Below are 21,812 nucleotides of genomic sequence, written 5' to 3'. Positions count from 1 at the left end.
CTCCTCGGGCTAGAGGCGGATCTCCAGGCGGCCGACAGGCTCGGCCAGTTCCTCCTCCTCGTAGGCGAAGTGCGAGGCCAGGGCCTGCGAGAGCCGTTCGACGCCGGCCCGGACCCGGTCGATCCTGGCCGGGTCGGCGATCATCTCCGCGCACGCCCGGTCCAGGCGGGCCAGCAGCTCGGCGATGACCTCGTGCTCCTGCTCCAGCTTCTTGACCACCGGCTCCAGGGCGGGGTCGCGCTCGGTGAGGGCGGGGAAGGTGGTGCCGTGCTCGACGTCGTGGTGCACGGTCAGCAGGCGGCGGAAGGTCGCGCAGAACGCGCCGAGCGTCCAGTGGTTCTGGCGCACCGCCAGCCGGTCGCCGTCCGGGCGCCGGGCCGCGGTCTCGGCGGCCACCTGCTCGACCGCGTCCCTGACCTGGCGGAGCTGGGCGCGGTAGCCGTCGTGCACGTCCACCAGGCGGCGGCCCGGCCGGGCCTGGCCGGGGACCAGGGGCGCGGGGTCGCCGGCCGCCGCCCTGGGCCGGCCGGCCTCGTCCAGGTCGGGGATCGTCACCGGCCGGCGGGGCGGCTCGGGCGCGGGCCGGCCGCGCTCCCTCGCCACGGCCGCCCGTACGGCGGGCGCGACCTCCTCGGCGAACACCCGCAGGTCCCGCTCGGCCTCCACCCCCGGGGCCAGCACGAACCCGCTCAGGCCCGCCGCGAACACCAGCTCCGTGAGCTGCTCGGCCCACAGGGCGGCGGGACCGTCGAGGAAGCCCGCGCCGGGCAGCGGCGACAGGCTGCCGCCGAGGTTGTAGACCTTGCGGATCGCCGCCGGGTCGCGCCCGGCCTCCGCGGCGGCCGCGTCGAGGATCCTGGCCTGCGCGGTCACGGCCTCGGGCGGGCTGTGGAAGGACGAGGTCAGCCAGCCGTCGCCCGTCCGGCCGGTCAGCTCCAGCATCCGCCGCCCGGTCGCGCCGATCCAGATCCCGATCGGGTGCGGCGGGAACGGGCCGGGGCGCGCGCCCGCCAGCCGGTGGTGGCCGCCGGAGAAGGTCACCGGGTCGCCCGGGGTCCACAGCGCCCGGATGACGGTGATCGCCTCGGCCAGCGCCTCGACCGACTCGCCGGGGGAGAGCCGGGGGCCGCCCATGGCGGCGATGGCGTCCCACAGCGCGCCCGCGCCGAGCCCCAGCTCCACCCGGCCGCCGCTGAGGATGTCCAGCGAGGCGGCGGCCCTGGCCAGCACGGCGGGCGGGCGCAGCGGCAGGTTGGCCACGTCGGGCACCAGCCGGACGCGCTCGGTGCGCTGCGCGATGGTGGCCAGCAGGGTCCAGGAGTCGAGGAAACCCGCCTGGTAGGGGTGGTCCTGGACGCCGACCAGGTCCAGGCCGAGCCGGTCGGCGAGCTCGGCGTGCCGCAGGACCCGGTCGCCGTCCGCCGCCTCGGGCGCGAGCAGCGCGCCGAACCAGACATCCTCCATGATCATCATCCCCCGGCCTCGATCGTCGTACGGCCGCCGTCCCCCGGACGGCCGACCTGCCCCAGCTAACCTTCTTTATTGGATTTACCCCCTAATAGCGGGACGGGTGGCAGCACGATTAACACGGCGTTCACATTCGGGCAAAAACCGGGAAATGGCCGTCCACAAGACTCGGCGTGGCTGAGAGAAATCCCGAAAGGACCACCGTGAGCTACAAGGCTGAGTACATCTGGATCGACGGCACCGAGCCCACGGCTCTGCTGCGCTCGAAGACGAAGATCCTGGCCGACGGTGCCGAGCCTCCGGTCTGGGGCTTCGACGGCTCCAGCACCAACCAGGCCAAGGGCCACGCCTCCGACCGCGTGCTCCGCCCGGTGTTCACCTGCCCCGACCCGATCCGCGGCGGCGACAACGTGCTCGTGCTGTGCGAGGTCGAGGAGATCGACGGGACGCCCCACTCCAGCAACACCCGCGCCCTGCTGCGCCCGATCGCCGAGCGGTACGCGGAGCAGGAGTCCTGGTTCGGCATCGAGCAGGAGTACACCTTCTTCAAGGGCAGCCGCCCGCTCGGCTTCCCCGAGGGCGGCTTCCCCGCCCCGCAGGGCCACTACTACTGCGGCGTGGGCGCCGAGGCCGTGTTCGGCCGCGACATCGTCGAGCTGCACCTCGACCGCTGCCTGGCGGCGGGCCTGGCCGTCTCCGGCATCAACGCCGAGGTCATGCCCGGCCAGTGGGAGTTCCAGATCGGCCCGGCCGGCCCCCTTGAGGTCTCCGACCACATGTGGGTCGCCCGCTACCTGCTCTACCGGACGGCCGAGGAGTTCGGCGTCGAGGCCACCCTCGACGCCAAGCCCGCCCGCGGCGACTGGAACGGCGCCGGCGCGCACACCAACTTCTCCACCAAGGCGATGCGTGAGAGCTACGACGCCATCATCACCGCCTGCGAGGCGCTCGGCGAGGGCGACAAGCCCATGGAGCACGTCTCCCAGTACGGCGCCGACATCGAGCTGCGCCTGACCGGCCACCACGAGACCGCCCCGTGGAACAAGTACACCTACGGCGTGTCCAACCGCGGCGCGTCCGTGCGCATCCCGTGGCAGGTCGAGGTGGACAAGAAGGGCTACATCGAGGACCGTCGCCCGAACGCCAACGTCGACCCGTACGTGGTCACCCGCCTGCTGGTGAACACCTGCTGCGAGGCCCTGGAGAAGGCCGGCCAGGTCTGATCCGCCCGCGCACAGGAGAAGCCGCCCCCGGCCGGGGGCGGCTTCCCGCGTGTCAGATCCGGAACTCCAGGTCCGGGACGATCTCCGCCACGTCCATCTGGGCCTTCTGCAGCCGGCCCGAGAAGTCCCAGTTCATCGCCTGCCAGCGGGTGAACTGGTCGAGCACCCACATGCCCGACTGGCGGCTGCCGTTGCCCGACTTGCCGTTGCCGCCGAAGGGCAGGTGGGCCTCGGCGCCGGAGGTGGAGTTGTTGACGCTGACCATGCCGGCCGAGATGCCCTCGCGGAAGCGGAAGGCGTGCTTGGGGTCGGTGGTGTAGATCGAGCTCGACAGGCCGTAACCGGGGCGGTTGGCCAGCTCGACGGCCTCGTCCAGGGTGGCGAAGGTGGTCACGCCGACGATCGGGCCGAACGTCTCCTCCAGGAACAGCCGGTCGCCGGGCCGCACGCCGTCGACGATGACCGGGTGGTAGTAGAGGCCGCCGTCGCCGTCGAAGTCGCCGCGCGGGTTGTCCTTGGTGATCCTGCCCGTGCTGCCCGAGACGACCTCGTGGTGGGGCTGGATCCAGGTCAGGTACTCCTCGTACCGGTCGGCGAACTTCTGGTCGAGCAGCGGGCCGGCCAGCACGTCCTGCTCGGGGTCGCCGATCCTGGCCTCGCCGGCCGCCCGCGCGAACCGCTCGACGAACTCGTCGTGCACGCTCTCGTGCACGATGACCGTGCCCAGGCTGGTGCAGCGCTGCCCGGCGGTGCCGAAGCCGGAGAACAGCGCGCCCTCGACGGCCAGGTCGAGGTCGGCGTCCGGCATGATCACCATCGGGTTCTTGCCGCCCAGCTCCAGGCACGCCGACTGCAGGTGGCGACCGGCCAGCTCGCCGACCTTCCTGCCGACCTCGCTCGACCCGGTGAAGCCGACCTTGTGCACGCTGCCCTCCTCCAGGGCCAGCTCCAGCCCCGCGAAGGTCTGCGCGCCGTCGGCGAAGACCACGTTGAGCACCCCGTCGGGCAGCCCCGAGGCGGCGAACAGCCGGTACATGGCCTCGGCGGAGGCGGCGGCGTACTCGGCGGGCTTCCACACCACGGCGTTGCCGCACAGCAGCGCGGGCACGAGGTACCAGGACGGCACGGCCACGGGGAAGTTGCCCGCCGTGATCACCGCGGCCACCCCGACCGGGTTGCGGAACGTGAACAGGTTCTTGTCCGGCATCTCCGACGGAACGGTCTGCCCGTAGAGCCGGCGGCCCTCGCCCAGGAAGAAGTCGCAGGTGTCGACGATCTCCCGCACCTCGCCCAGCGCCTCGGCGTACGGCTTGCCGATCTCGCGGGTGACCAGGCGGGCCAGGCTCTCGGCGTTGGCCTCGACCAGCCGCCCGATGGAGGCGATCACCCGGCCGCGCACCGGCGGCGGCACCTTGGCCCACTCGCGCTGGGCCTCCCTGGCGGTGCGGCAGGCGGCGGCGAACGCGGCGGCGTCGGCCAGGCCGACCCGGGCCACGACCTCGCCGGGGCGGGCGGGGTTGGTCGACTCGTACACGCTCTCGCCGGTGGTGTCCTTCCCACCCACGATTGACACGATCTGACGGCTCACCGGTGGCCTCCTCGTAGTTCCTCCGGACAGACAATCATCTCGCCGGAAAAAACCCAAGAATCCCGTCAGCGTGCGGTCCGGTGTGCGGTTCAGTGCGCTGGGCTGCCGAGGACCTCACGGATCACGTGCCGGGCGTCGGCCGCCATGGCCGGGTCGGTGTCCTTGTGGTCGTCGCCGAGCCGGAAGACCACGTTGACCGTGCCGGAGGAGGGGGAACGGCGCAGCGGGAGACCGGCCCACCGCGGGAACTGGGCGGCCAGCAGCCGCCGTACGAGGGCCTCGTCGATGTCGGCCTCGTCCGCGTGCATTCTGCCGCCCATGCGCTCCCCCTCGGTCCGTACGATCCGCGGGGGCCATGTCAGCGGACCGGGGACGGGCGCGTCAAGCCGGGGCCTGCGCCCTCACCACGACCGGGTCGGCACCGGGCCGCCGTCGCCGAGCTCGTGCCGGGCGTCGCTGGACAGCCGGCCGGCCAGGTCGGCCAGCGCCCGCGCGACGGCCAGCTCGTCCCCGACCTCGGGCATGGACGGGTCGGCGGGGTTGCGGCGGGCGTGGCCGGCGCCCTCGACCCGCGTGCCGTCCGGGATGGTCAGGACCGCCCGCGCCGAGGTGTCGTCGCCGTCCTCGGCCAGACTGATCCGGACCGTCCACTCCTTGGCTTCCATGGCTCGCCTCCTCCCGCGTACGGCTGCCCGGACACACGGCGGTAAACCGGGCAGCCCGGCTACGGGCGGCGCGGGCGGCGCCACCGGTCGTTGGCCCGGATCCAGGCCGCGTCCCAGTCGGCGTACCTGCGCCGGTCCAGCAGCCGGCGCAGCGCCGCGACGGCCCCCAGCACCAGCAGGAAGGCCAGCACCTGGACGAACGCCGCCATGCCCACGCCGCGCAGGACGACGTCCGTGCGGCTCGGCGGCGGCGTCGTGGGGTCGCCCTCACGGTCGATCCACAGGGGGACGGCCTGGCCCGCCCGCGTGCCGGCCGGGACCTGGACCTGCCCGGTCCTGGCCACCCCCGCCGGGGTGGTCCAGCTCGCCGGGACCATGCTGGTCGCCGCCTCGCCGAACGACGGCCGCACGGGCCGCGGCTCCCGCAGCGTCGTCGCGGTCACCTGCTGACGGAAGCCGGGGCCCACGCGGGCCTCGCGCAGGCCGCCCTCGTAGGTGATCCGGCCGGCCAGCACGGCCGGCCAGAGGCTCAGCAGGACGAGGAGCACCGCCACCGCCAGCCCGGCGCTCTCCAGCCGGTCGGAGCGGCGGCGCAACGGGTTGCGGTCCGGCCGGTGCCTGCGGATCCGCAACATCGCGGCGTTCATGACGGCCCTCATCGCGCACCTCCCACGGTCACCCTTCCTCCTTCCCGCAGAAGCGGCCGGTAGCCCGCCCGCGGGCAGCCGCCGCGCCGGTCAGCTCCAGGGCGCCGTCGGGTACCAGATGAGGTCGCGGCGGGCCAGGATGCGGACGTCCCAGTACAGAAGGGTGAAGACGCCGGCCACGACGAGCGCCGCGCCGGTGATGAGGGCCAGGCGGGTCGGGGTGGCGGTCAGCCAGCGGTGCGCGCGGCCCCCGGTGGCCAGGGCGAGCAGCACGAACAGGACCGACATGACGACGATGTTGCCGGCCGACTGCAGCATGAACGCCAGCGCGCCGTACAGGGGGTTGTGGCTCTCGGCGGCGTCCCTGAAGAGCTGGCGGAACAGCGGGAACGGGCGGCCGATCAGGAAGCCGCCGATCAGCGCGCCCATGACGGCCATGCGGGCCCTCGGGTGGCGGGCCAGCGGGTCGGGCAGGTAGCCGAGCGCGGCCAGGCCCAGGTAGAGGAAGGCCAGCCCGATCAGGCCGAACGTGACCATCGCCTGGATCAGGCCGGGGGACAGGGTGCCCGGCGCGGGCCCGGCCGTGGCGAACTGCGGCATGGCGGTGCCCACGATCCCCACCACGACGCCGTACGCGCCGGAGACGGCCAGCGCGCCGGCCGCCAGCCAGCCGAGCGGGCGCAGCGTGCCGCGGATCCGGGCGCCGACCGAGGGCCTGGCCCCGACCAGGGGCGCGACCGCGCCGAGCGCGGCGATGTTGCAGGCGGTGAACGAGCCCGCCAGGCCGGAGGCGAAGGCGAACACGATGCCGGAGAGCGTCCCGGCGATGGGGGTGGCGTCGGCGTCGCGGCCGAGCATCGTGTCGGCGACCGTCGAGCCGATCGTCTGGTCCACGAACTCGGCCGACCACACCACGGTCAGCAGGAATCCCGCCAGGGCGCTGAGCAGGAGCACGAGTCCGCGGCGGCGGGCGGGGGCGGAGTCGACGGCGGGGGTCGCGGCGAGGGGCAGGGTCATGGTGGTTCCCCTTCTCGTCCAGCGGGAGGCGGCGACCGCGCACGGGCGGACGCCGGGCGTCCCGGGGGGGTGAACGTGTACACGCCGTGCAAGTTCTGTGACGACTTCTGTGACGACGGCCTGGACGGTCATCAGGGCAGCGCGCCAGGCCGGACATGGCCGGTTGATGGGAACTCCGAACGGGATATTGCCACGTTTAGCACGAAATTCCGGGTTGTAAAAGGCGCCGCCCACCCCTGCCGGGACGTCACATCTTCTTGATCCGCATCCCGGTCCCGCCGACGACCCGCTGCGCGCGCCCGAGCCGGACGGTGAGCCCCGGCATTCCGGCCAGCGGGCTCACGTCGAGGTCGTGCCCCATGTTGATCAGGCTCAGGGTGCGCAGCCGGGGGAGGGCGGCCAGGGGCGACAGGTCGGTCACGCCGGGGCAGCCGGCCAGCGTCAGCCCGCTGAGCCGGTCCTGGCCGCGCAGCGGGGCGAGATCCGTCAGGGCGCCGAGGCCGCGCAGGTGGAGGCTGGTCAGGGGGAAGCGGTCGAGTGCCGCGAGGTCGATGTCTTCGAGGTCGTTGAGGTACAGGTCGGCGACGGAGGGACAGGACCGGGCGGCGACGTCGAGGCAGGCGGCCGCCCCGGCGACGCCGTCCAGCCACAGCGTCTTGAGCCGCCGCATCCCGGCGAACAGCGTCCCGGGAACCGGCAGGCGGTCTCCCATGAGGTACAGGAACTCCAGCTCGCTCTGCCGGGACAGCGGCTCCTGCCAGGAGTCCTCACTGTCGTCCGGCAGGTCGATGCCGAGTTCGCGCAGGCGAGGCAGGCGGTCGAGGATGCCCGGATCGAACGGGACTCCCTGGAGCCACAGGTCGTCGAGCGCCGGCAGCCGCTCCATGGCGCCGAGGTCGAGCGCGGGCGCGGTGAGCCAGCGCAACTGCACGGTTCGCAGGTGGGGCAGCAGCTCGACGCCGTCCAGGGAGCTGAGCGGGGCGTCCTGCACGCTCAACACCCGCACATGCGGCATGGCGCGGAGGAATCGCAGGTCGGTGAGGGGGTCGGTCACGGTGACGGTCACGTTGGCCGCCTTCAGGCGGGCGGCGGCGCGGAGATGGCGGGTGCCGAAGAAGGTGATCTCCTCCATGTCGGCCAGGACGCGGCGGGCGTAGACGTCGGCGTCGAAGTACTGCCAACCCTGGCGAAGCTGGTCCTGCACGCCGTAGCGCTGGTCGGAGGCGTAACCGGCCAGGCGGTCCAGGGCCTCCGGGCCGTTGGTCAGGTACGTGGCGCGGACCGTCAGCGCCGCCCGCCGCTCCGGCAGGCCCGACAGGTCGAGGGGCAGGCGGCGCAGGATCTCCTCGCCCGCCGCCGCCAGCAGGGTCGCCTCCTCCTCCGTACGCGGCGGGATCACCTGCGCCAGGCACGCCTCCACCCGGTCACGCAGCCCCGCCGGGATCTCCTGGACGGTCTCCAGGCACGCGGCCACCAGCAGCCGCAGCCGGCGGGCGTGCTTGCCGCCCTGGTCGGCCCGGTCCAGCAGGCCGCCCAGCAGCTCACCGCGCAGCCGGCCGTTCGCGTGCCCGGCGGCCATCACCACGACCTCGCGCCACTGGTCCAGGTGGGCCCGTTCGACCGCGGCCTCGACGTCCTCGTCCTCCACGAGCTGCCCGGCGGCCAGGTACTCCTGCACGGTCCGGTGCGCGAAGTCGATCCGGCCGGGCACCGGCTCGCGCAGCACGCCGCTCCTGCGCAGCAGGTGTTCCAGCACGTCGGAGGCGGTGTGCGAGACGCGGGTCATCGAGGCGAGCTTCTGCTCGACCCGGCGCAGCGCGGTCGCCTTCGACAGCTCCGAACGGCCCATCGACACCAGCCGCCAGGCCAGGTCGCGCAGGATCCACACCTTCTGGCCGGGGTCGAGGGACACGTCGTCGTCGATCCGCCGTTCGGCGTCGCGGCGTTCCAGCAGCAGGCTGAGCACGGCGTCGTAGAAGCCCATCCGGCTGCGCGGGAGCTGGGTGCGGCGGTCGAGGTTGAGCGCGCACAGCATGGCGGCCAGCAGCGGGGTCGAGGCGACCACGCCGAGATGCGGGTTGGACTCCATGCGGGCCAGCAGGGCGACCTCGTAGCCCTCCAGCTCGCCGGGCTCGCACGGCAGGCTCGGGCAGTCGCGCATCGCGACGTGCCACTGGCGGATCAGCTCACGCTGGTCGTCGGGCGTCATGGGCTCCAGCGTGGACGCCGCGAACCCCTCGTCGGCCAGCCAGCGGGCGTCGGCGGCGGTCGGGCGTGAGGTCACCACGACCCGCAGCCCCGGATACGCCGCCAGCAGCCGCGACAGCCACTCCCGCACGGCCGGCCGGTGCCGGACGAGCAGCTCGTCCACCCCGTCGACCAGCAGCAGGCCGCGGCCGGAGTCCAGCACGCGCTCCACCCAGCCGCGCGGCATGCGGCCGGCGACCTCCCGCGCGACGTCGTCGAGGAAGGCGGCGGGCGCGGGCAGCCGTCCCGACGAATGGCTCCTCAGCTTGATCATCAACGGCACGCAGCCGTTCCAGGCGGCCAGGTCGCCGGAGAAGCCGCCGCGCGCGGCGGTCACCGCGAGCCAGCGCAGCAACGTGCTCTTGCCCGACCCCGCGTCGCCGCGCAGCAGCGTGAGCCGGGCGCGGCCGAGCGCCGACTCGATGCGCTCGGTGCCGCGCTCGGCGGGATGCCCGCCGGTGAGCGCGGCGATCGACAGCCGCTCCGGCGCGCGCGGCGCGCGCTCGCCGGAGGAGACGTTGAGGCTGATGTAGGCCGTGCTCAGCGACGTGCGCGGGCGGTAGGTCTCCACCCGGACGCCGAACAGCTCGACCTCGTCGAGGGTGCGGCTGGCGAAGGCGAGATAGAGGCGTTCGAAGGCGGCGTCGTCCTGGGTGCCCTCCGGGGCCTCCAGCGTGCGCTGCGGCAGCCTGGCGAGCAGCCGCTCCACGCCCTCGGCCAGGCCGCTGAGCCTGCCCAGCGTCTCGGTGGCGGCGCGCGGCACGTACTGGGGGAGCTGCCGCATCAGGCCGACCAGGCAGTCGACGGACTCGGCGAGCAGGACGGCGTACAGGCGGTCCTCGGCCTCCCCGAGGCGCGGTTCCGGGAGGGCGGCCAGGATGCGCTCGGCGAGCCTGGCCGGGTCGGCGTCGGACTCGAACAGCGCCTCGTCCGACAGGTCGGCGGCGCGCAGCGCGGCCACGGTCTCCAGCAGGACGGCGGCCCGCGCGGACTCGTCCAGCCCGCGGAACTCCTGCTCGATGAGGCGCGACAGCCGGCCCTCGACGGCCAGCGCGATGCCCTGGAGCTGGTTGTCGATCTTCCGGGGCGCCAGCCGGTCGCGAAAGCCGCTCTGGACCAGGTCCTTCAGCTCACTCGTCCGGTCTTTGCGCGCGGCCCGGACGGCCAGCCATTCGCGCATGGCGCGCTCCGCGACGCTCTTCCCAGCGGCGGTCAGGGCCGCCTCGATGCCCGGCATGCCTTCTATATAAGACGATCTTTACGATCACGCGGTGAAATCGGCGAAGTCGAACCCCGGCGACACGACGCAGCTCACCAGCACCGCCTCGTCCCCGGCCGGGCGCGCGGACTGCCACACGCCGCCGGGCACGACCGCCTGCGGCACCTGCCCCCGCTCCACCAGCGGGCCCAGGACGACGTCGCGGTCTCCCACGGTCAGGGTCAGCGGCCCGCCCCGGTGCCACAACCACACCTCGTCCGACCTGACGACGTGCGGGACGGACTCCTCGCCCGGCTGGAGCAGGAAGTAGATGCCGGTGGCGCTCGCGCGCGGCCCCGGGTAGCCGTCGGGCCGGACCGTGACGGGCGAGCGCCAGGTCTCGCGGTACCAGCCGCCCTCCGGATGGGGGAGCAGGTCGAGCGCGGCGGCCACGGGCGGCCGCTCGTCGAAGGCGACGGGCGCGCCGGTGACGTCGCGCCGCAGGAAACGGGTGCCGTCGAGGACGGCCTGGCCGTCGAGCGCGGCGGCCAGCGCCAGGGCGGCGGCCTCGTCGGCGACCTCGGTGGGCGCGCCGTCGGGATAGATCCTCAGCTCCACAGAGCCGATCTTACGAGGGCCGGGGGCGCGCGGGGGCCGCGTCCGGCGGACGGGCCGCCCGCCGCGCGAACTGTCGGTCGGCCTGGCTAGTCTGCGGCAGGTGATCGAACGGTGGAGCCTTGATCAGGTGCTCGCCCTCGCCCCCGACGCGTCGTCCAGGAAGGCGGCTCAGGGGGTGGCCGCGGCGGGCAAGTGGTCCTCGCGCGGCACGACGGGCAGCGTCCTCTACGGCGAGTGCGCGGGCAGCGGGTCCAAGCCCTACCTGGCGTGCGTCGACCTGACCGAGCCCGCCTACCGGTGCAGCTGCCCCAGCCGCAAGTTCCCCTGCAAACACGCGCTGGGCCTGCTGCTGCTGTGGTCGGCCGACGGCGTGCCCGCCGCGGAGGCCGCGCCGCAGTGGGTCACCGAGTGGCTCGACGGCCGCGCCGAGCGCGCCGCCAGGTCCGCGGCCCGCGCCGAGTCCGCTCGCGACGCCGCCGCCACGACCGGGACCGGAACCGCGGCTGAGGCCGGGACCGCGGCCGGGGGCGCGACCGGGGCTGGGACCGGCGGCGCCGGGGCGGGGAAGGCGGAGTCGGTGCGGCAGGCGCGGGTGGGGGCCGGGCTGGCGGAGCTGGAGCGCTGGCTGGCCGACCAGATCCGCCAGGGCCTCGCGTCCGCCGCCGAGCACGACTGGGACGGCCTGGCCAAGCGCCTCATCGACGCCCAGGCCCCCGGCGTCGCGGGCCTGGTGTCCCGGCTGACCCAGGTGCGGGCGGAGGACGACTGGCCCGGCCGGCTCCTGGAGGAGTACGCGCTGATCAACCTGCTCGCCGTCGCCCACCGCCGCCGCGCCGAGCTGCCCGGCCCCCTGGCCGAGACCGTCCGCATCCGCACCGGGTTCCCGGTCACCAGGGAAGAGGTGCTGGCCGGGCCGGCGGTGCGCGACCACTGGCACGTGCTCGGCCGCCGCGACGACGAGCACGACCGGCTGACCGCCCGCCGCGTCTGGCTCAAGGGCCGCGCCACCGGCCGGGCGGCGCTCATCCTCTCCTTCGCCCCGCCCGGCCAGGCCCTCGACGCCTCGCTGGTCACGGGCACCACGGTCGACGCCGACCTCGCCTTCTACCCGGGCGCCGCCCCCCTCCGCGCCCTCGTCGCCGCCCGCCACCCCGCCGACCCCCTTCCCGGCGGCAGCGCTCCGCCGGCCGGGGTGCCGGCCGGCGAGGCGCTGGAGGAGGTGGCGCGGGTGCTGGCCGACGACCCCTGGACCGAGTCCTGGCCGCTCGTGCTGGCCGGCGTCGTCCCCGGCCGCACGGCGGTCGGCGGGCTGCCGCTGCACCCCCGGGCCCGCGACCCCTGGCGGCTGATCGCCGTCTCGGGCGGCCGTCCCGTCACGCTGGCAGCCGAATGGACCCCCCAGGGCCTGCGCCCGCTGACCACCTACGACGACGACGGAACGGCGGTGCTCCTGTGACCTGGGACGACCTGGCCTCCACGGCCCTGGTGGGCACCGGCCGCCGGCCGTACCGGGGAGACCTGCTGGCCGCCGCCGCCGTCGAGACGGCCCGGCGGCGCGCGGGCCGCGGCCCGGTCGAGGCCGCGCCGCCGCCCCCCGCCCCCGCCGAGGAGCTGCCCGCGGTGGGCAGGGGCGCGGCCGAGCGGCTGGTCCGGATCATGGGCGGCGACTACGACCGCCTGCTGCCCGAATGGCTGGCCGCGGCCGCCGCGACCGGCCGCAGGGTGCCCTCCGACGTGCTGCCCGACCTGCTCGAACGGGGCCGGCGCGACCGCTCGATCCGCGCCCATCTGGGTGTCCTGGCCGGGCAGCGCGGCCGCTGGCTGGCCGGCCTCAACCCGGCGTGGGGCTACCTGCTGGAGGAGCCGACCGGCGAGACCTGGGAGCTCGGCGGCCCCGCCGACCGCCGCGCCCACCTGCGCGCCCTGCGCGCCGCCGACCCCGCCGCGGCCAGGGAGCTGCTGGAGAGCACCTGGGAGCGGGAGACGCCCGACGACCGGGCCGAGTTCGTCGAGCTGCTGGCCGACGGGCTCGCCATGGGCGACGAGCCGTTCCTGGAGGCCGCGCTCGACGACCGGCGCCGGGAGGTCCGCCAGGCCGCCGCCAACCTGCTGACCCGGCTGCCCGGCTCCCGCCTGTCCAGGCGCATGGCCGAGCGGGCGCGGGCGTGCGTGTCGATCACCGGCTCGGCCATCGCCGTCGAGGCGCCCCTGGAGTGCGACCGGGCGATGGAGCGCGACGGCGTGCGTCCCAAGCCGCCGCGCGGCATCGGCGAGCGGGCCTGGTGGCTGCAGCAGATCCTGGCCCGCGCGCCGCTGGGCTTCTGGGGCCGGCCGCCGTCCGCGCTGCTGAAGATGCGCATCCCCGACTGGGACGCCGAGGTGAAGGCCGCCTGGGTCCGGGCCGCGGTGCTGCAGAAGGACCCAGAGTGGGCCCGCGCGATGTTCGGCTGGGACCCGATCGCCGACCTGCTCGAAGCGCTCCCGCCCGCCGAGCAGCAGGAGCTCGCCGCGGGCTTCGTCAAGAAGCACGACCTCGACAGCCAGTTGATCATGGTGCTCGGCGGCGTCTCGTCCCATTGGCGGGAGGGCCTGGCCACGGCCGTCCTGCACAAGATCGTCAAGGTGGCGGCCGTCCAGCCGTGGAACCTCGGCGAGCTGGTCAAGCTGGCGGGCGAGCACATCGACCCCGCGCTGTTCCCGCTGGCCGAGAGCTACTCGCCGGTGGCGCCGATCCAGCAGGTCGCCGCCCTCCTGCGTTTCCGTGCCGACATGTACAAGGAGCTCGCATGACCGTCCTGCGTCCCCACGCCGAAGACCAGTACGCCGAGGAACTGGCCTACCTGGCCAAGGACGACGACCGCCCCCGGCCCCCCGGCTGGAAGCTGTCGCCGTGGGCGGTGACCCGCTACATCCTGGGCGACGACGACCGCGTCACCCCCAAGTACGTCGGCGCCCGCCGCATCGTCGAGGTCGCCGTGGCCACGCTCGCGACCGACCGCGCGCTGCTGCTGCTCGGCGTGCCCGGCACGGCCAAGACGTGGCTGTCGGAGCACCTGGCCGCCGCCGTCAGCGGCGACTCGACGCTGCTCGTCCAGGGCACCGCGGGCACCGCCGAGGAGGCCGTCCGGTACGGCTGGAACTACGCCAGGCTGCTGGCCGAGGGCCCCTCGTTCGAGGCGCTGACCCCCTCGCCGGTCATGCGGGCCATGGCCGAGGGGCGGGTCGCCCGCGTCGAGGAGCTGACCCGCATGCCCTCCGACGTCCAGGACGCGCTGATCACCGTCCTGTCGGAGAAGACGCTGCCGATCCCCGAGCTCAACCGCGAGGTCCAGGCCGAGCGCGGCTTCAACGTCATCGCCACCGCCAACGACCGCGACCGGGGCGTCAACGAGCTGTCCAGCGCCCTGCGCCGCCGGTTCAACACCGTCGTGCTGCCCGTCCCCGCCAGCGCCGAGGAGGAGGTGCACATCGTCGCCCGCCGCGTCACCCAGCTCGGCCGCTCGCTGGAGCTGCCGGAGACCTCCACCGGCCTGGCCGAGATCAGGCGCGTGGTGACCGTCTTCCGCGAGCTGCGCGCCGGCGTCACCGAGGACGGCCGCACCAAGGTCAAGTCGCCGAGCGGCCCCCTGTCCACGGCCGAGGCGATCTCGGTGCTCACCAGCGGCATCGCGCTGGCCGCCCACTTCGGCGACGGCGTGCTGCGGCCCGCCGACGTCGCGGCCGGGATCGTGGGCGCGGTGGTGCAGGAGCCGGTCTCCGACCGGGTGGTGTGGCGCGAGTACCTGGAGACCGTGGTGCGCGAGCGTCCCGACTGGCGCGACTTCTACCGCGCCTGCCGCGAGGTGTCATGAGCGCCGTCCGCGTGCTGGGCGTGCGCCACCACGGCCCCGGCTCGGCCCGCGCGCTGCGGCGCGAGCTCGACCGCCTGCGCCCCGACGCGATCCTCGTCGAGGGGCCGCCGGAGGCCGACGCGCTGGTGGCGCTCGCCCCCGACCTGGAGCCGCCGGTCGCGCTGCTCGCGCACGTGCCCGGCGCTCCGGCCAGGGCCACGTTCTGGCCGTTCGCGCGGTTCTCGCCCGAATGGCAGGCGATCCTGTACGGCGTCGCGGCCGGCGTCCCGGTGCGCTTCTGCGACCTGCCCGCCGCCCACTCCCTGGCCGACGACGAGGAGGCCGGCGAGGAGACCGGCGAGGGGACCGGGGAGGGGCTGCGTACCGACCCGATCGGCGCGCTGGCCGCCGCGGCCGGGCACGACGACCCAGAACGCTGGTGGGAGGACGTCGTCGAGCACCGCGGCGACACCCCCTTCGAGGTGATCGCCGAGGCCATGGCCGCCGTGCGCGAGGGCCATGTCCCGGCCGGCCGGGAGGCCAGGCGCGAGGCGTACATGCGCAAGGTGCTGCGGGCCGCGATCAAGGAGGGGTTCGGCACGATCGCGGTGGTCTGCGGCGCCTGGCACGTGCCCGCGCTCGCCGGGCCGCTGCCCCCGGCCGCGGCCGACAACGCGCTGCTGCGCGGTCTGCCGAAGGTGAAGGCCGAGCTGACGTGGGTGCCCTGGACGTACGGGCGGCTGGCCTCCTGGAGCGGCTACGGCGCGGGCATCACCTCGCCGGGCTGGTACCACCACCTGTTCACCGCCCCCGACCGGCCGGTCGAGCGCTGGCTCACCGAGGCCGCCGCCGTGCTGCGCGAGGAGGGGCTGCCGGTCTCCTCCGCGCACGTCATCGAGTCCGTCCGCCTGGCCGCCACCCTGGCCGGGCTGCGCGGCCGGCCGCTGGCCGGGCTGGGCGAGGTGACCGAGGCGGCCAGGGCGGTGCTGTGCGAAGGCGACGACCTGGCCGTCGAGCTGATCCAGCGGCGGATGGTCGTCGCCGACCGGCTGGGCCACGTCACCGACGGCACCCCGATGGTCCCGCTCCAGCGCGACCTGCGCGAGCAGCGGCGGCGGCTGAAGCTGCGGCCCGAGGCCCTCGACCGGGAGCTCGACCTCGACCTGCGCAAGCCGCTCGACCTGGAGCGCAGCCACCTGCTGCACCGGCTGCGGCTGCTGGAGGTGGGCTGGGGCACGCCGGGGCAGGCGCGCGGCAAGGGCACCTTCCGCGAGTCCTGGACGTTGCAGTGGCGGCCCGAGCACGACCTCGCCCTCATCGAGCACGCCGCCCTCGGCACCACCGTCGCCGCCGCGGCCGCGCGGCGCGCCCGCGACCTGGCCGGGGCCGCCTCGGCGGCGCTCGCCGACCTGACCGCGCTGGTGGAGCAGTGCCTGCTGGCCGACCTGCCGCAGGCGCTGCCCGGCGTGCTCGCCGCGCTGTCGGCCAAGGCGGCGCTGGACACCGACGTCACCCAGCTGATGGCGGCGCTGCCCGCGATGGTCCGCGCCCACCGGTACGGCGACGTGCGCGGCACCTCGGCCGAGGGGCTGGCGGTGATCGTGCGCTCGATGCTCGACCGGATCTGCGTCGGGCTGCCGGTCGCGGTCACCGCGCTCGACGACGACGCGGCGGCCGGGCTGCTCAAACACGTCGACGCCGTGCACGCCGCCGTCGCCCTGCTCGCCGAACCGCCCACCGGCCCGCCGCCCCCCACAGCCCCCGAACCGGAGGCCGACGCCGACGACGGGCCCGCCGCGAAGGCCGACGCCGACGACGGGGACGACTCGGGGGAGGCGGCCGATGAGGGCGGGGCGGGTGGGTCGCCGCGGGCCCGGTGGCTGGGCACGTTGCGCGGCATCGCCGACCGGCAGGACCTGCACGGGCTCATCGAGGGCCGGCTCACCCGCCTCCTGCTCGACTGCGGCGAGCTGGCCGACGCGGGCGACCGCATGTCCAGGGCCATGTCCCGGGGGCAGACCCCGGTCAGGGCGGCGGCCTGGGTCGAGGGGTTCCTGTCCGGCGGCGGCCTGCTCCTGGTGCACGACCCGCGCCTGCTGGGCCTGGTCGACGCCTGGCTGACCGCACTGCCCGCCGACCAGTTCACCGACGTGCTGCCGCTGCTGCGCCGCACGTTCGGCGGCTTCGCCGTGCCGGAGCGGCGGGCCGTCGGCGAGCGGGTGAGCGCCGCGGGCCGCGCGAGCGGCACCGGCGGCACCGGGAGCACCGGCGAGCCGCACATCGACGAGCGGCGCGCGGCGGGAGCCGTGGCGACCGTGCTGGCGATCATCGGGAGAGACCGTGGCTGAGCGCATGCGCAGGTGGCGGCTGGTGCTCGGGGGCGGCGACGCCGACGGCACCGGCTGCGCCCTGCAGGGTGCCGACGCGCAGATGGACGCGGCCCTGGCCGCCGTCTACGACCACGACGGCCGCGAGGGGCAGAGCCGGCGCGAGGGCGGCCTCGGGGCGTCCGCGCCGCGGGTGGCCCGCTGGCTGGGCGACATCCGCACGTACTTCCCCTCCACGGTCGTCCAGGTCATGCAGAAGGACGCGATCGAGCGGCTGAACCTCACCAGGCTGCTGCTCGAACCGGAGATGCTGGAGGCCGTGGAGCCCGACGTGCACCTGGTCGGCACGCTGCTGGCGCTCAACCGGGTGATGCCCGCGCAGGCCCGCGAGTCGGCCAGGGCGGTGGTGCGCAAGGTCGTCGAAGAGCTCGAACGCCGGCTGGCCGACCGCACCCGGGCGGCGGTGACGGGCGCGCTCGACCGTTCGGCGCGCACCCACCGGCCCAGGCGGGTGGCCGACATCGACTGGGACCGGACGATCCGGGCGAACCTCAAGAACTACCTGCCCGACCGGAACACGGTCGTCCCGTCGCGGCTCGTCGGCTACGCGCGCCGGCAGCGGTCGGTGCAGCGCGAGGTGGTGCTCTGCATCGACCAGAGCGGGTCGATGGCGGCCTCGGTGGTGTATTCGAGCGTGTTCGGGGCGGTCCTGGCCTCGATGCGGTCGCTGAAGACGTCGCTGGTCGTGTTCGACACGGCGGTGGTCGACCTGACCGAGCAGTTGCACGACCCGGTCGAGCTGCTGTTCGGCACCCAGCTCGGCGGCGGCACCGACATCAACCGGGCGATCGCCTACTGCCAGGGGCTCCTCACCCGCCCGGCCGACTCCGTCTTCGTCCTGGTCAGCGACCTGTACGAGGGCGGCGTGCGCGAGGAGATGCTGCGCCGGGTGGCGGCGATGACCCAGGCCGGCGTGCAGGTGATCGTGCTGCTCGCGCTCTCCGACGAGGGCGCGCCCTTCTACGACCACGACAACGCCGCCGCGCTGGCCGCGATGGGCGTGCCCGCGTTCGCCTGCACCCCCGACGCCTTCCCCGACCTGATGGCCGCCGCCATCGAACGCCGCGACATCGCGCGCTGGGCCGAACGCCACGTCAGCACATAGCCGGGGCACGCGAACGGCCGCGGCTCCACCCCCGGCAGGGGAGCCGCGGCCGGGTCAGCGCTCAGTGGCCGGCCTGTTCGGGACGGGCCTTGCGCGGCATCAGGAACGACAGGGCGAAGGTCACGGCCAGCAGCCCGATCTCGACCCAGACGGTCACCTGCATCGCCGAGCCGAAGCTCCACTCGTGCCTGAGCAGGTTGAAGAAGAGCGTGCCGAGCACGGCGGTGCCGAGCGCGCCGCCGAGCTGCTGGACGGCGGTCATCGTGCCCGAGGCCGACCCCGACTCGTGCGGCTCGACGCCGGCCAGCACGATGTCGAAGAACGGCGCCATGGTCAGGCCCATGCCGATGCCGACCAGCGCCAGCCCGGGAGCGAGCTGCCAGACGCCGACGTCGGTGCCGGCCAGGTGGATGGTCACCCCGAGCACGGCCGCGCCGGCGGCCATGACGACCACGCCGATCTGCAGCAGCCCGCGGCCCAGCTTCTCCTGGAGCCCGGACATGGCCAGGCCGAAGCCGAGCACGCCGCCGACCGCCTGGGGAAGGCTGGCCAGGCCCGCCTTGAGCGGGCTGAAGTGCAGGCCGGCCTGCATGTAGATGCTGAAGACCAGGCTGAGGCCGATCATGCCGGAGAAGAACGCCAGACCGGCCACCAGGCCGCCGGAGAAGGCCCGCTTGCGGAACAGGCTGGGCGTGACCAGCGGGTCCTTGCCGGACGCGGCGCGGCGCGACTCGTACCTGCCGAACAGGGCGAAGACGACCAGCGAGGCGGCCATCGAGACGAACGTCCAGGCGGGCCAGTCGAGCTCGCGGCCCTGGATCAGCGGGTAGATCAGCAGGAACCCGGCGGCCGAGACCAGGCCGACGCCGACCAGGTCGAGCCTGGTGGCGTTGGAGAGCCGGAACTCGGGTAGGTAGCGGATGCCGGCCACCGCGGCGGCCAGGCCGATCGGCAGGTTGATCAGGAAGATCATGCGCCAGCCGGTGCCGAAGAAGTCGGCGTCGACCAGCCAGCCGGCCAGCACGGGGCCGCCGACCGACGAGATCGTCATGACGGGCCCGAACATGCCGAACGCCTTGCCGATCTCCTGCGGCGGGAACATCTCCTTGATCAGCCCCAGCCCCTGCGGCAACATCACGGCGCCGAACAGGCCCTGCAGCACGCGGCTGGCGATGAGCATCTCGGGGCTGCCCGCCACTCCGCACAGCAGCGAGGCGGCGGTGAAGCCGAAGGCGCCGATGAGGAACATGCGCTTGCGGCCGAACAGGTCGCCGAGCCGCCCGCCGGTGACCAGGCCGACGGCCATGGCCAGCGTGTAGCCGGCGCCGAGCCACTGCACGAGGCTGTCGCTGCCGCCCAGGTCGGCGCGGATGGTGGGAGCGGCGATCGTGGTGATCAGCGCGTCGAGCAGGTCCATCACCTCGGCGGCCAGGATCACGAAGAGGGCGGCCCAGCGCCACCGGTAGGGCGCGACGGCCTCCGTGGCCTGCCCCGCATTGGTCATTGTCACAAGGAACTCCTTCAGAACGCTGTTCTTATGGACGAACACTGTTCGTTTACGAACACCGTTTTAGTGGCGAACAGCGTTCGTGTCAAGTACAGTGTTCGCCATGGGGAGCAAGGAAGAAGTCGTGCCGGTGCCGCCGTGGCGCAAGTCCCGCAAGCAACCGCAGATCAGGCGGCAGCTCAGCCAGGACCTCATCGTCGAGACCGGGCTGCGCGTCCTCGACGCCGAAGGGCTCGACGCGCTCAGCATGAGACGCGTCGCCCAGGAGCTCGACACCGGCCCCGCCTCGCTGTACGCGCACGTGGCCAACAAGGAGGAGCTGCTCGAACTGGTCTACGACCGGGTGCTCGGCGAGATCCGGCTGCCCGAGCCCGACGCCGGCCAGTGGAAGGACCAGCTCAGGTCGTACGCGCTGGAGGTCTACCGAGTGCTGAACAGGCACGCCGACGTCGCCAGGGCGGCCCTGGCGAACATCCCCACGGGCGGCAACTCCCTGCGCGCCGGCGAGTTCGTCTACGGGCTGCTGCTGGAGGCCGGCATGCCGCCGCGCGAGGCCGCCCTGTGCCTCGACCGCCTGTCCCTCTACCTCATCGGCGACGCCTACGAGGGCTCGGTGCACATCAGCCGCATGCGCGCCGCGGGCGTGTCCTCGCCGGAGGAGTACTTCGCCTCCTTCACCGGCCAGATCGCCGACTACTACCGCGCCCTGCCGGCGGACCGGTTCCCTTACCTGGTCGAGCACATCGACGACCTGGTCGCCGCCGACGGCGAGGAACGGTTCCGCTACGGCCTGGAACTGCTGCTCGACGGCATCGAGTCGCGCATGCCTTAGGCCCAATTGCCTAGGCCCCGCGCCCGATGTGCCGGGCCGGGCTTCCTCGTAGCTTTACCGTCATGACTACGACTGTTGATCCGATCGAGGACGTCGCCCCGGCCCCCGCCGGGGTGTTGTCCGCGCAGTACCGGGCGCTCAGCGTCGGCCTGGTCGCGCTCGTCATGCTGGTGGCCTTCGAGGCGATGGCGGTGGCGACCGCGATGCCGATCGTGGCCCGCGACCTGGACGGCATGCCCCTGTACAACCTGGCCTTCAGCGCCACCCTCGCGGCCAGCGTGATCGCGACCGTGCTCGGCGGCAGGTGGAGCGACGTGCGGGGGCCGGTGCAGCCGATCGCCGTCGGCGTGGTCGCCTTCGTGGCCGGGCTGCTGGTCGCCGGGTTCGCGCCCACGATGGAGGTGCTGGTCGCCGGGCGGTTCATCCAGGGGCTCGGCGCCGGACTGATCCAGGTGTCCCTGTACGTGCTGGTCGCCCGGGTCTTCCCGGGGGCCATGCATCCCAAGGTGTTCGCGTTGTTCTCGGCCGCCTGGGTGGTGCCCTCCATGATCGGCCCGGCCATCGCCGGGTTCGTCGTGGAGAACGTGAGCTGGCGTTGGATCTTCCTCGGCGTCTCGGCGCTGGTCATCCCGGCGGCGCTGCTGCTGTGGCGCGGCACCGCGGGCCGCTCGGCCGAGCGCGGCTCGGCCGAACCGGCTCCCGGCATCGGCCGCAAGCTCGTCTGGGCCACGCTGACCGCCGTCGCCGCCGCCCTCATCCAGTACGGCAGCGCCGCGAAGCTGGACGGCCTGCCGCTGCTCGTGGCCGGCGTCGTCCTGCTGGCCGTGGCCCTGCCCAGGCTGCTGCTGCCCGGCTCGCTGCGCGCCGCCCGCGGCCTGCCGACCGCCCCCGTGCTGCGCGGCCTGGCCTACGGCTCGCTCATGGCCGCCGAGGTGCTCATCCCGCTCATGCTGATGAAGGAGCGCGGCCTGACCGCCACCGGCGCGGGCGTCGTCCTCACGGTGGGGGCGCTCGGCTGGTCCACCGGCTCCTGGATCAAGGGCCGCGGCGCGATCAGCCACATGGCCGCCATCCGCGGCGGCGCGGCGATGATCGCCGTCGGCATCGCGCTGGTGTCGCTCGTGCTCGTCGACTCCCTGCCCATCGCGATCGCCTACGTCGCCATGGCCGTCTCCGGCCTCGGCATCGGCGCGCTGCACCCCACGGTGTCCGTGCTGGTGCTGGAGATGTCCAAGGAGGGCGAGGAAGGGCAGAACAGCGCGGCCGTGGGCGTCGGCGAGTCGGTGTTCACCGTCGTGGCCGTCGCCGTCAGCGGCGCCCTGTTCACCGCCACGGGCGAGAACTACGCCGTGGGGCTCGGATTCACCGTCGTGCTCGCCGTCCTGGCCGTCGTGCTGGCCCCCCGTTTTGTGCAGTCCGCCAAGGCAGGCACTATGGAAGGGACCGCGTCATAGTGATGAGAACGTCATAGTGCTGAGAAC

General features: G+C 74.2%; 17 protein-coding genes. 8 read left to right on the top strand and 9 right to left on the bottom strand.

The features are described from left to right. Positions 1 to 9: 9 nt before the first annotated feature. Complete coding sequence (locus ACIBST_RS28795; RefSeq protein ID WP_397176148.1) at positions 10 to 1,464, bottom strand: LLM class flavin-dependent oxidoreductase; 1,455 nt, start codon at positions 1,462 to 1,464, stop codon at positions 10 to 12. A gap of 206 nt (positions 1,465 to 1,670) precedes the next feature. On the opposite strand from ACIBST_RS28795, the gene glnII reads away from it, so the two are divergent. Beyond that, positions 1,671 to 2,690, top strand: a complete 1,020-nt coding sequence (glnII, locus tag ACIBST_RS28790) for a glutamine synthetase (RefSeq protein WP_397176146.1) — start codon at positions 1,671 to 1,673, stop codon at positions 2,688 to 2,690. Between the two features lie 52 nt (positions 2,691 to 2,742). On the opposite strand, the gene ACIBST_RS28785 is transcribed toward glnII, so the two are convergent. The 7 genes from ACIBST_RS28785 to ACIBST_RS28755 all read right to left on the bottom strand — a co-directional run bounded on the left by ACIBST_RS28785 (position 2,743) and on the right by ACIBST_RS28755 (position 10,670). Then, positions 2,743 to 4,254: an aldehyde dehydrogenase family protein gene (locus ACIBST_RS28785; RefSeq protein ID WP_397176144.1), complete on the bottom strand. Its 1,512-nt coding sequence runs from the start codon at positions 4,252 to 4,254 to the stop codon at positions 2,743 to 2,745. A gap of 113 nt (positions 4,255 to 4,367) precedes the next feature. Then, the gene (locus tag ACIBST_RS28780) at positions 4,368 to 4,598 is read right to left on the bottom strand and encodes a hypothetical protein (protein WP_397176142.1); all 231 of its coding nucleotides are present in this window, start codon (positions 4,596 to 4,598) and stop codon (positions 4,368 to 4,370) included. A gap of 81 nt (positions 4,599 to 4,679) precedes the next feature. Next, the gene (locus ACIBST_RS28775) at positions 4,680 to 4,943 is read right to left on the bottom strand and encodes a DUF1876 domain-containing protein (protein ID WP_397176140.1); all 264 of its coding nucleotides are present in this window, start codon (positions 4,941 to 4,943) and stop codon (positions 4,680 to 4,682) included. Between the two features lie 59 nt (positions 4,944 to 5,002). Continuing rightward, entirely contained in the window at positions 5,003 to 5,602 is a 600-nt protein-coding gene (locus ACIBST_RS28770; protein WP_397176139.1) for a hypothetical protein, read from the bottom strand. A gap of 78 nt (positions 5,603 to 5,680) precedes the next feature. Further along, positions 5,681 to 6,607, bottom strand: coding sequence for a hypothetical protein (locus ACIBST_RS28765; RefSeq protein WP_397176138.1), 927 nt, complete (start codon positions 6,605 to 6,607; stop codon positions 5,681 to 5,683). A 247-nt stretch (positions 6,608 to 6,854) separates the two neighbouring features. Beyond that, positions 6,855 to 10,091 (bottom strand): NACHT domain-containing protein, encoded by a 3,237-nt coding sequence (locus ACIBST_RS28760; protein WP_397176136.1) that lies wholly within the window; start codon positions 10,089 to 10,091, stop codon positions 6,855 to 6,857. Between the two features lie 27 nt (positions 10,092 to 10,118). Next, positions 10,119 to 10,670, bottom strand: coding sequence for a cupin domain-containing protein (locus ACIBST_RS28755; protein ID WP_397176134.1), 552 nt, complete (start codon positions 10,668 to 10,670; stop codon positions 10,119 to 10,121). A 100-nt stretch (positions 10,671 to 10,770) separates the two neighbouring features. Between ACIBST_RS28755 and ACIBST_RS28750 the strand changes: the two genes are divergently transcribed. From ACIBST_RS28750 to ACIBST_RS28730, 5 genes are read left to right on the top strand one after another with little or no spacing between them, the layout of a single operon-like run. Then, entirely contained in the window at positions 10,771 to 12,126 is a 1,356-nt protein-coding gene (locus tag ACIBST_RS28750) for an SWIM zinc finger family protein (protein WP_397176133.1), read from the top strand. Then, entirely contained in the window at positions 12,123 to 13,460 is a 1,338-nt protein-coding gene (locus ACIBST_RS28745; RefSeq protein WP_397176131.1) for a DUF5691 domain-containing protein, read from the top strand. The genes ACIBST_RS28750 and ACIBST_RS28745 overlap by 4 nt, the downstream gene beginning before the upstream one ends. Next, positions 13,457 to 14,521, top strand: a complete 1,065-nt coding sequence (locus ACIBST_RS28740) for an AAA family ATPase (RefSeq protein WP_397176130.1) — start codon at positions 13,457 to 13,459, stop codon at positions 14,519 to 14,521. The genes ACIBST_RS28745 and ACIBST_RS28740 overlap by 4 nt, the downstream gene beginning before the upstream one ends. Further along, positions 14,518 to 16,848 carry a DUF5682 family protein gene (locus ACIBST_RS28735; RefSeq protein ID WP_397176128.1) on the top strand — a complete coding sequence of 777 codons (2,331 nt, stop codon included), beginning with the start codon at positions 14,518 to 14,520 and terminating at the stop codon, positions 16,846 to 16,848. Before ACIBST_RS28740 ends, ACIBST_RS28735 begins: the two co-directional genes overlap by 4 nt. Before the next feature lie 4 nt (positions 16,849 to 16,852). Then, entirely contained in the window at positions 16,853 to 17,992 is a 1,140-nt protein-coding gene (locus ACIBST_RS28730) for a VWA domain-containing protein (RefSeq protein WP_397176600.1), read from the top strand. A gap of 61 nt (positions 17,993 to 18,053) precedes the next feature. Here ACIBST_RS28730 and ACIBST_RS28725 read toward each other — a convergent pair whose 3' ends face one another. Then, positions 18,054 to 19,496 (bottom strand): DHA2 family efflux MFS transporter permease subunit, encoded by a 1,443-nt coding sequence (locus ACIBST_RS28725; protein ID WP_397176598.1) that lies wholly within the window; start codon positions 19,494 to 19,496, stop codon positions 18,054 to 18,056. Between the two features lie 106 nt (positions 19,497 to 19,602). Between ACIBST_RS28725 and ACIBST_RS28720 the strand changes: the two genes are divergently transcribed. Together ACIBST_RS28720 and ACIBST_RS28715 are read left to right on the top strand one after the other, a co-directional pair. Then, entirely contained in the window at positions 19,603 to 20,331 is a 729-nt protein-coding gene (locus ACIBST_RS28720; protein ID WP_397176126.1) for a TetR/AcrR family transcriptional regulator, read from the top strand. Between the two features lie 62 nt (positions 20,332 to 20,393). Beyond that, entirely contained in the window at positions 20,394 to 21,785 is a 1,392-nt protein-coding gene (locus ACIBST_RS28715; RefSeq protein WP_397176125.1) for an MFS transporter, read from the top strand. The last annotated feature ends 27 nt before the right edge of the window (positions 21,786 to 21,812 follow it).

The organism is Nonomuraea sp. NPDC049684 (assembly GCF_044465345.1).
Taxonomy (GTDB): Bacteria; Actinomycetota; Actinomycetes; order Streptosporangiales; family Streptosporangiaceae; genus Nonomuraea.
The sequence above is the reverse complement of the archived record's forward strand: the minus strand, read 5'-3'. Positions and strand labels throughout refer to the sequence as shown.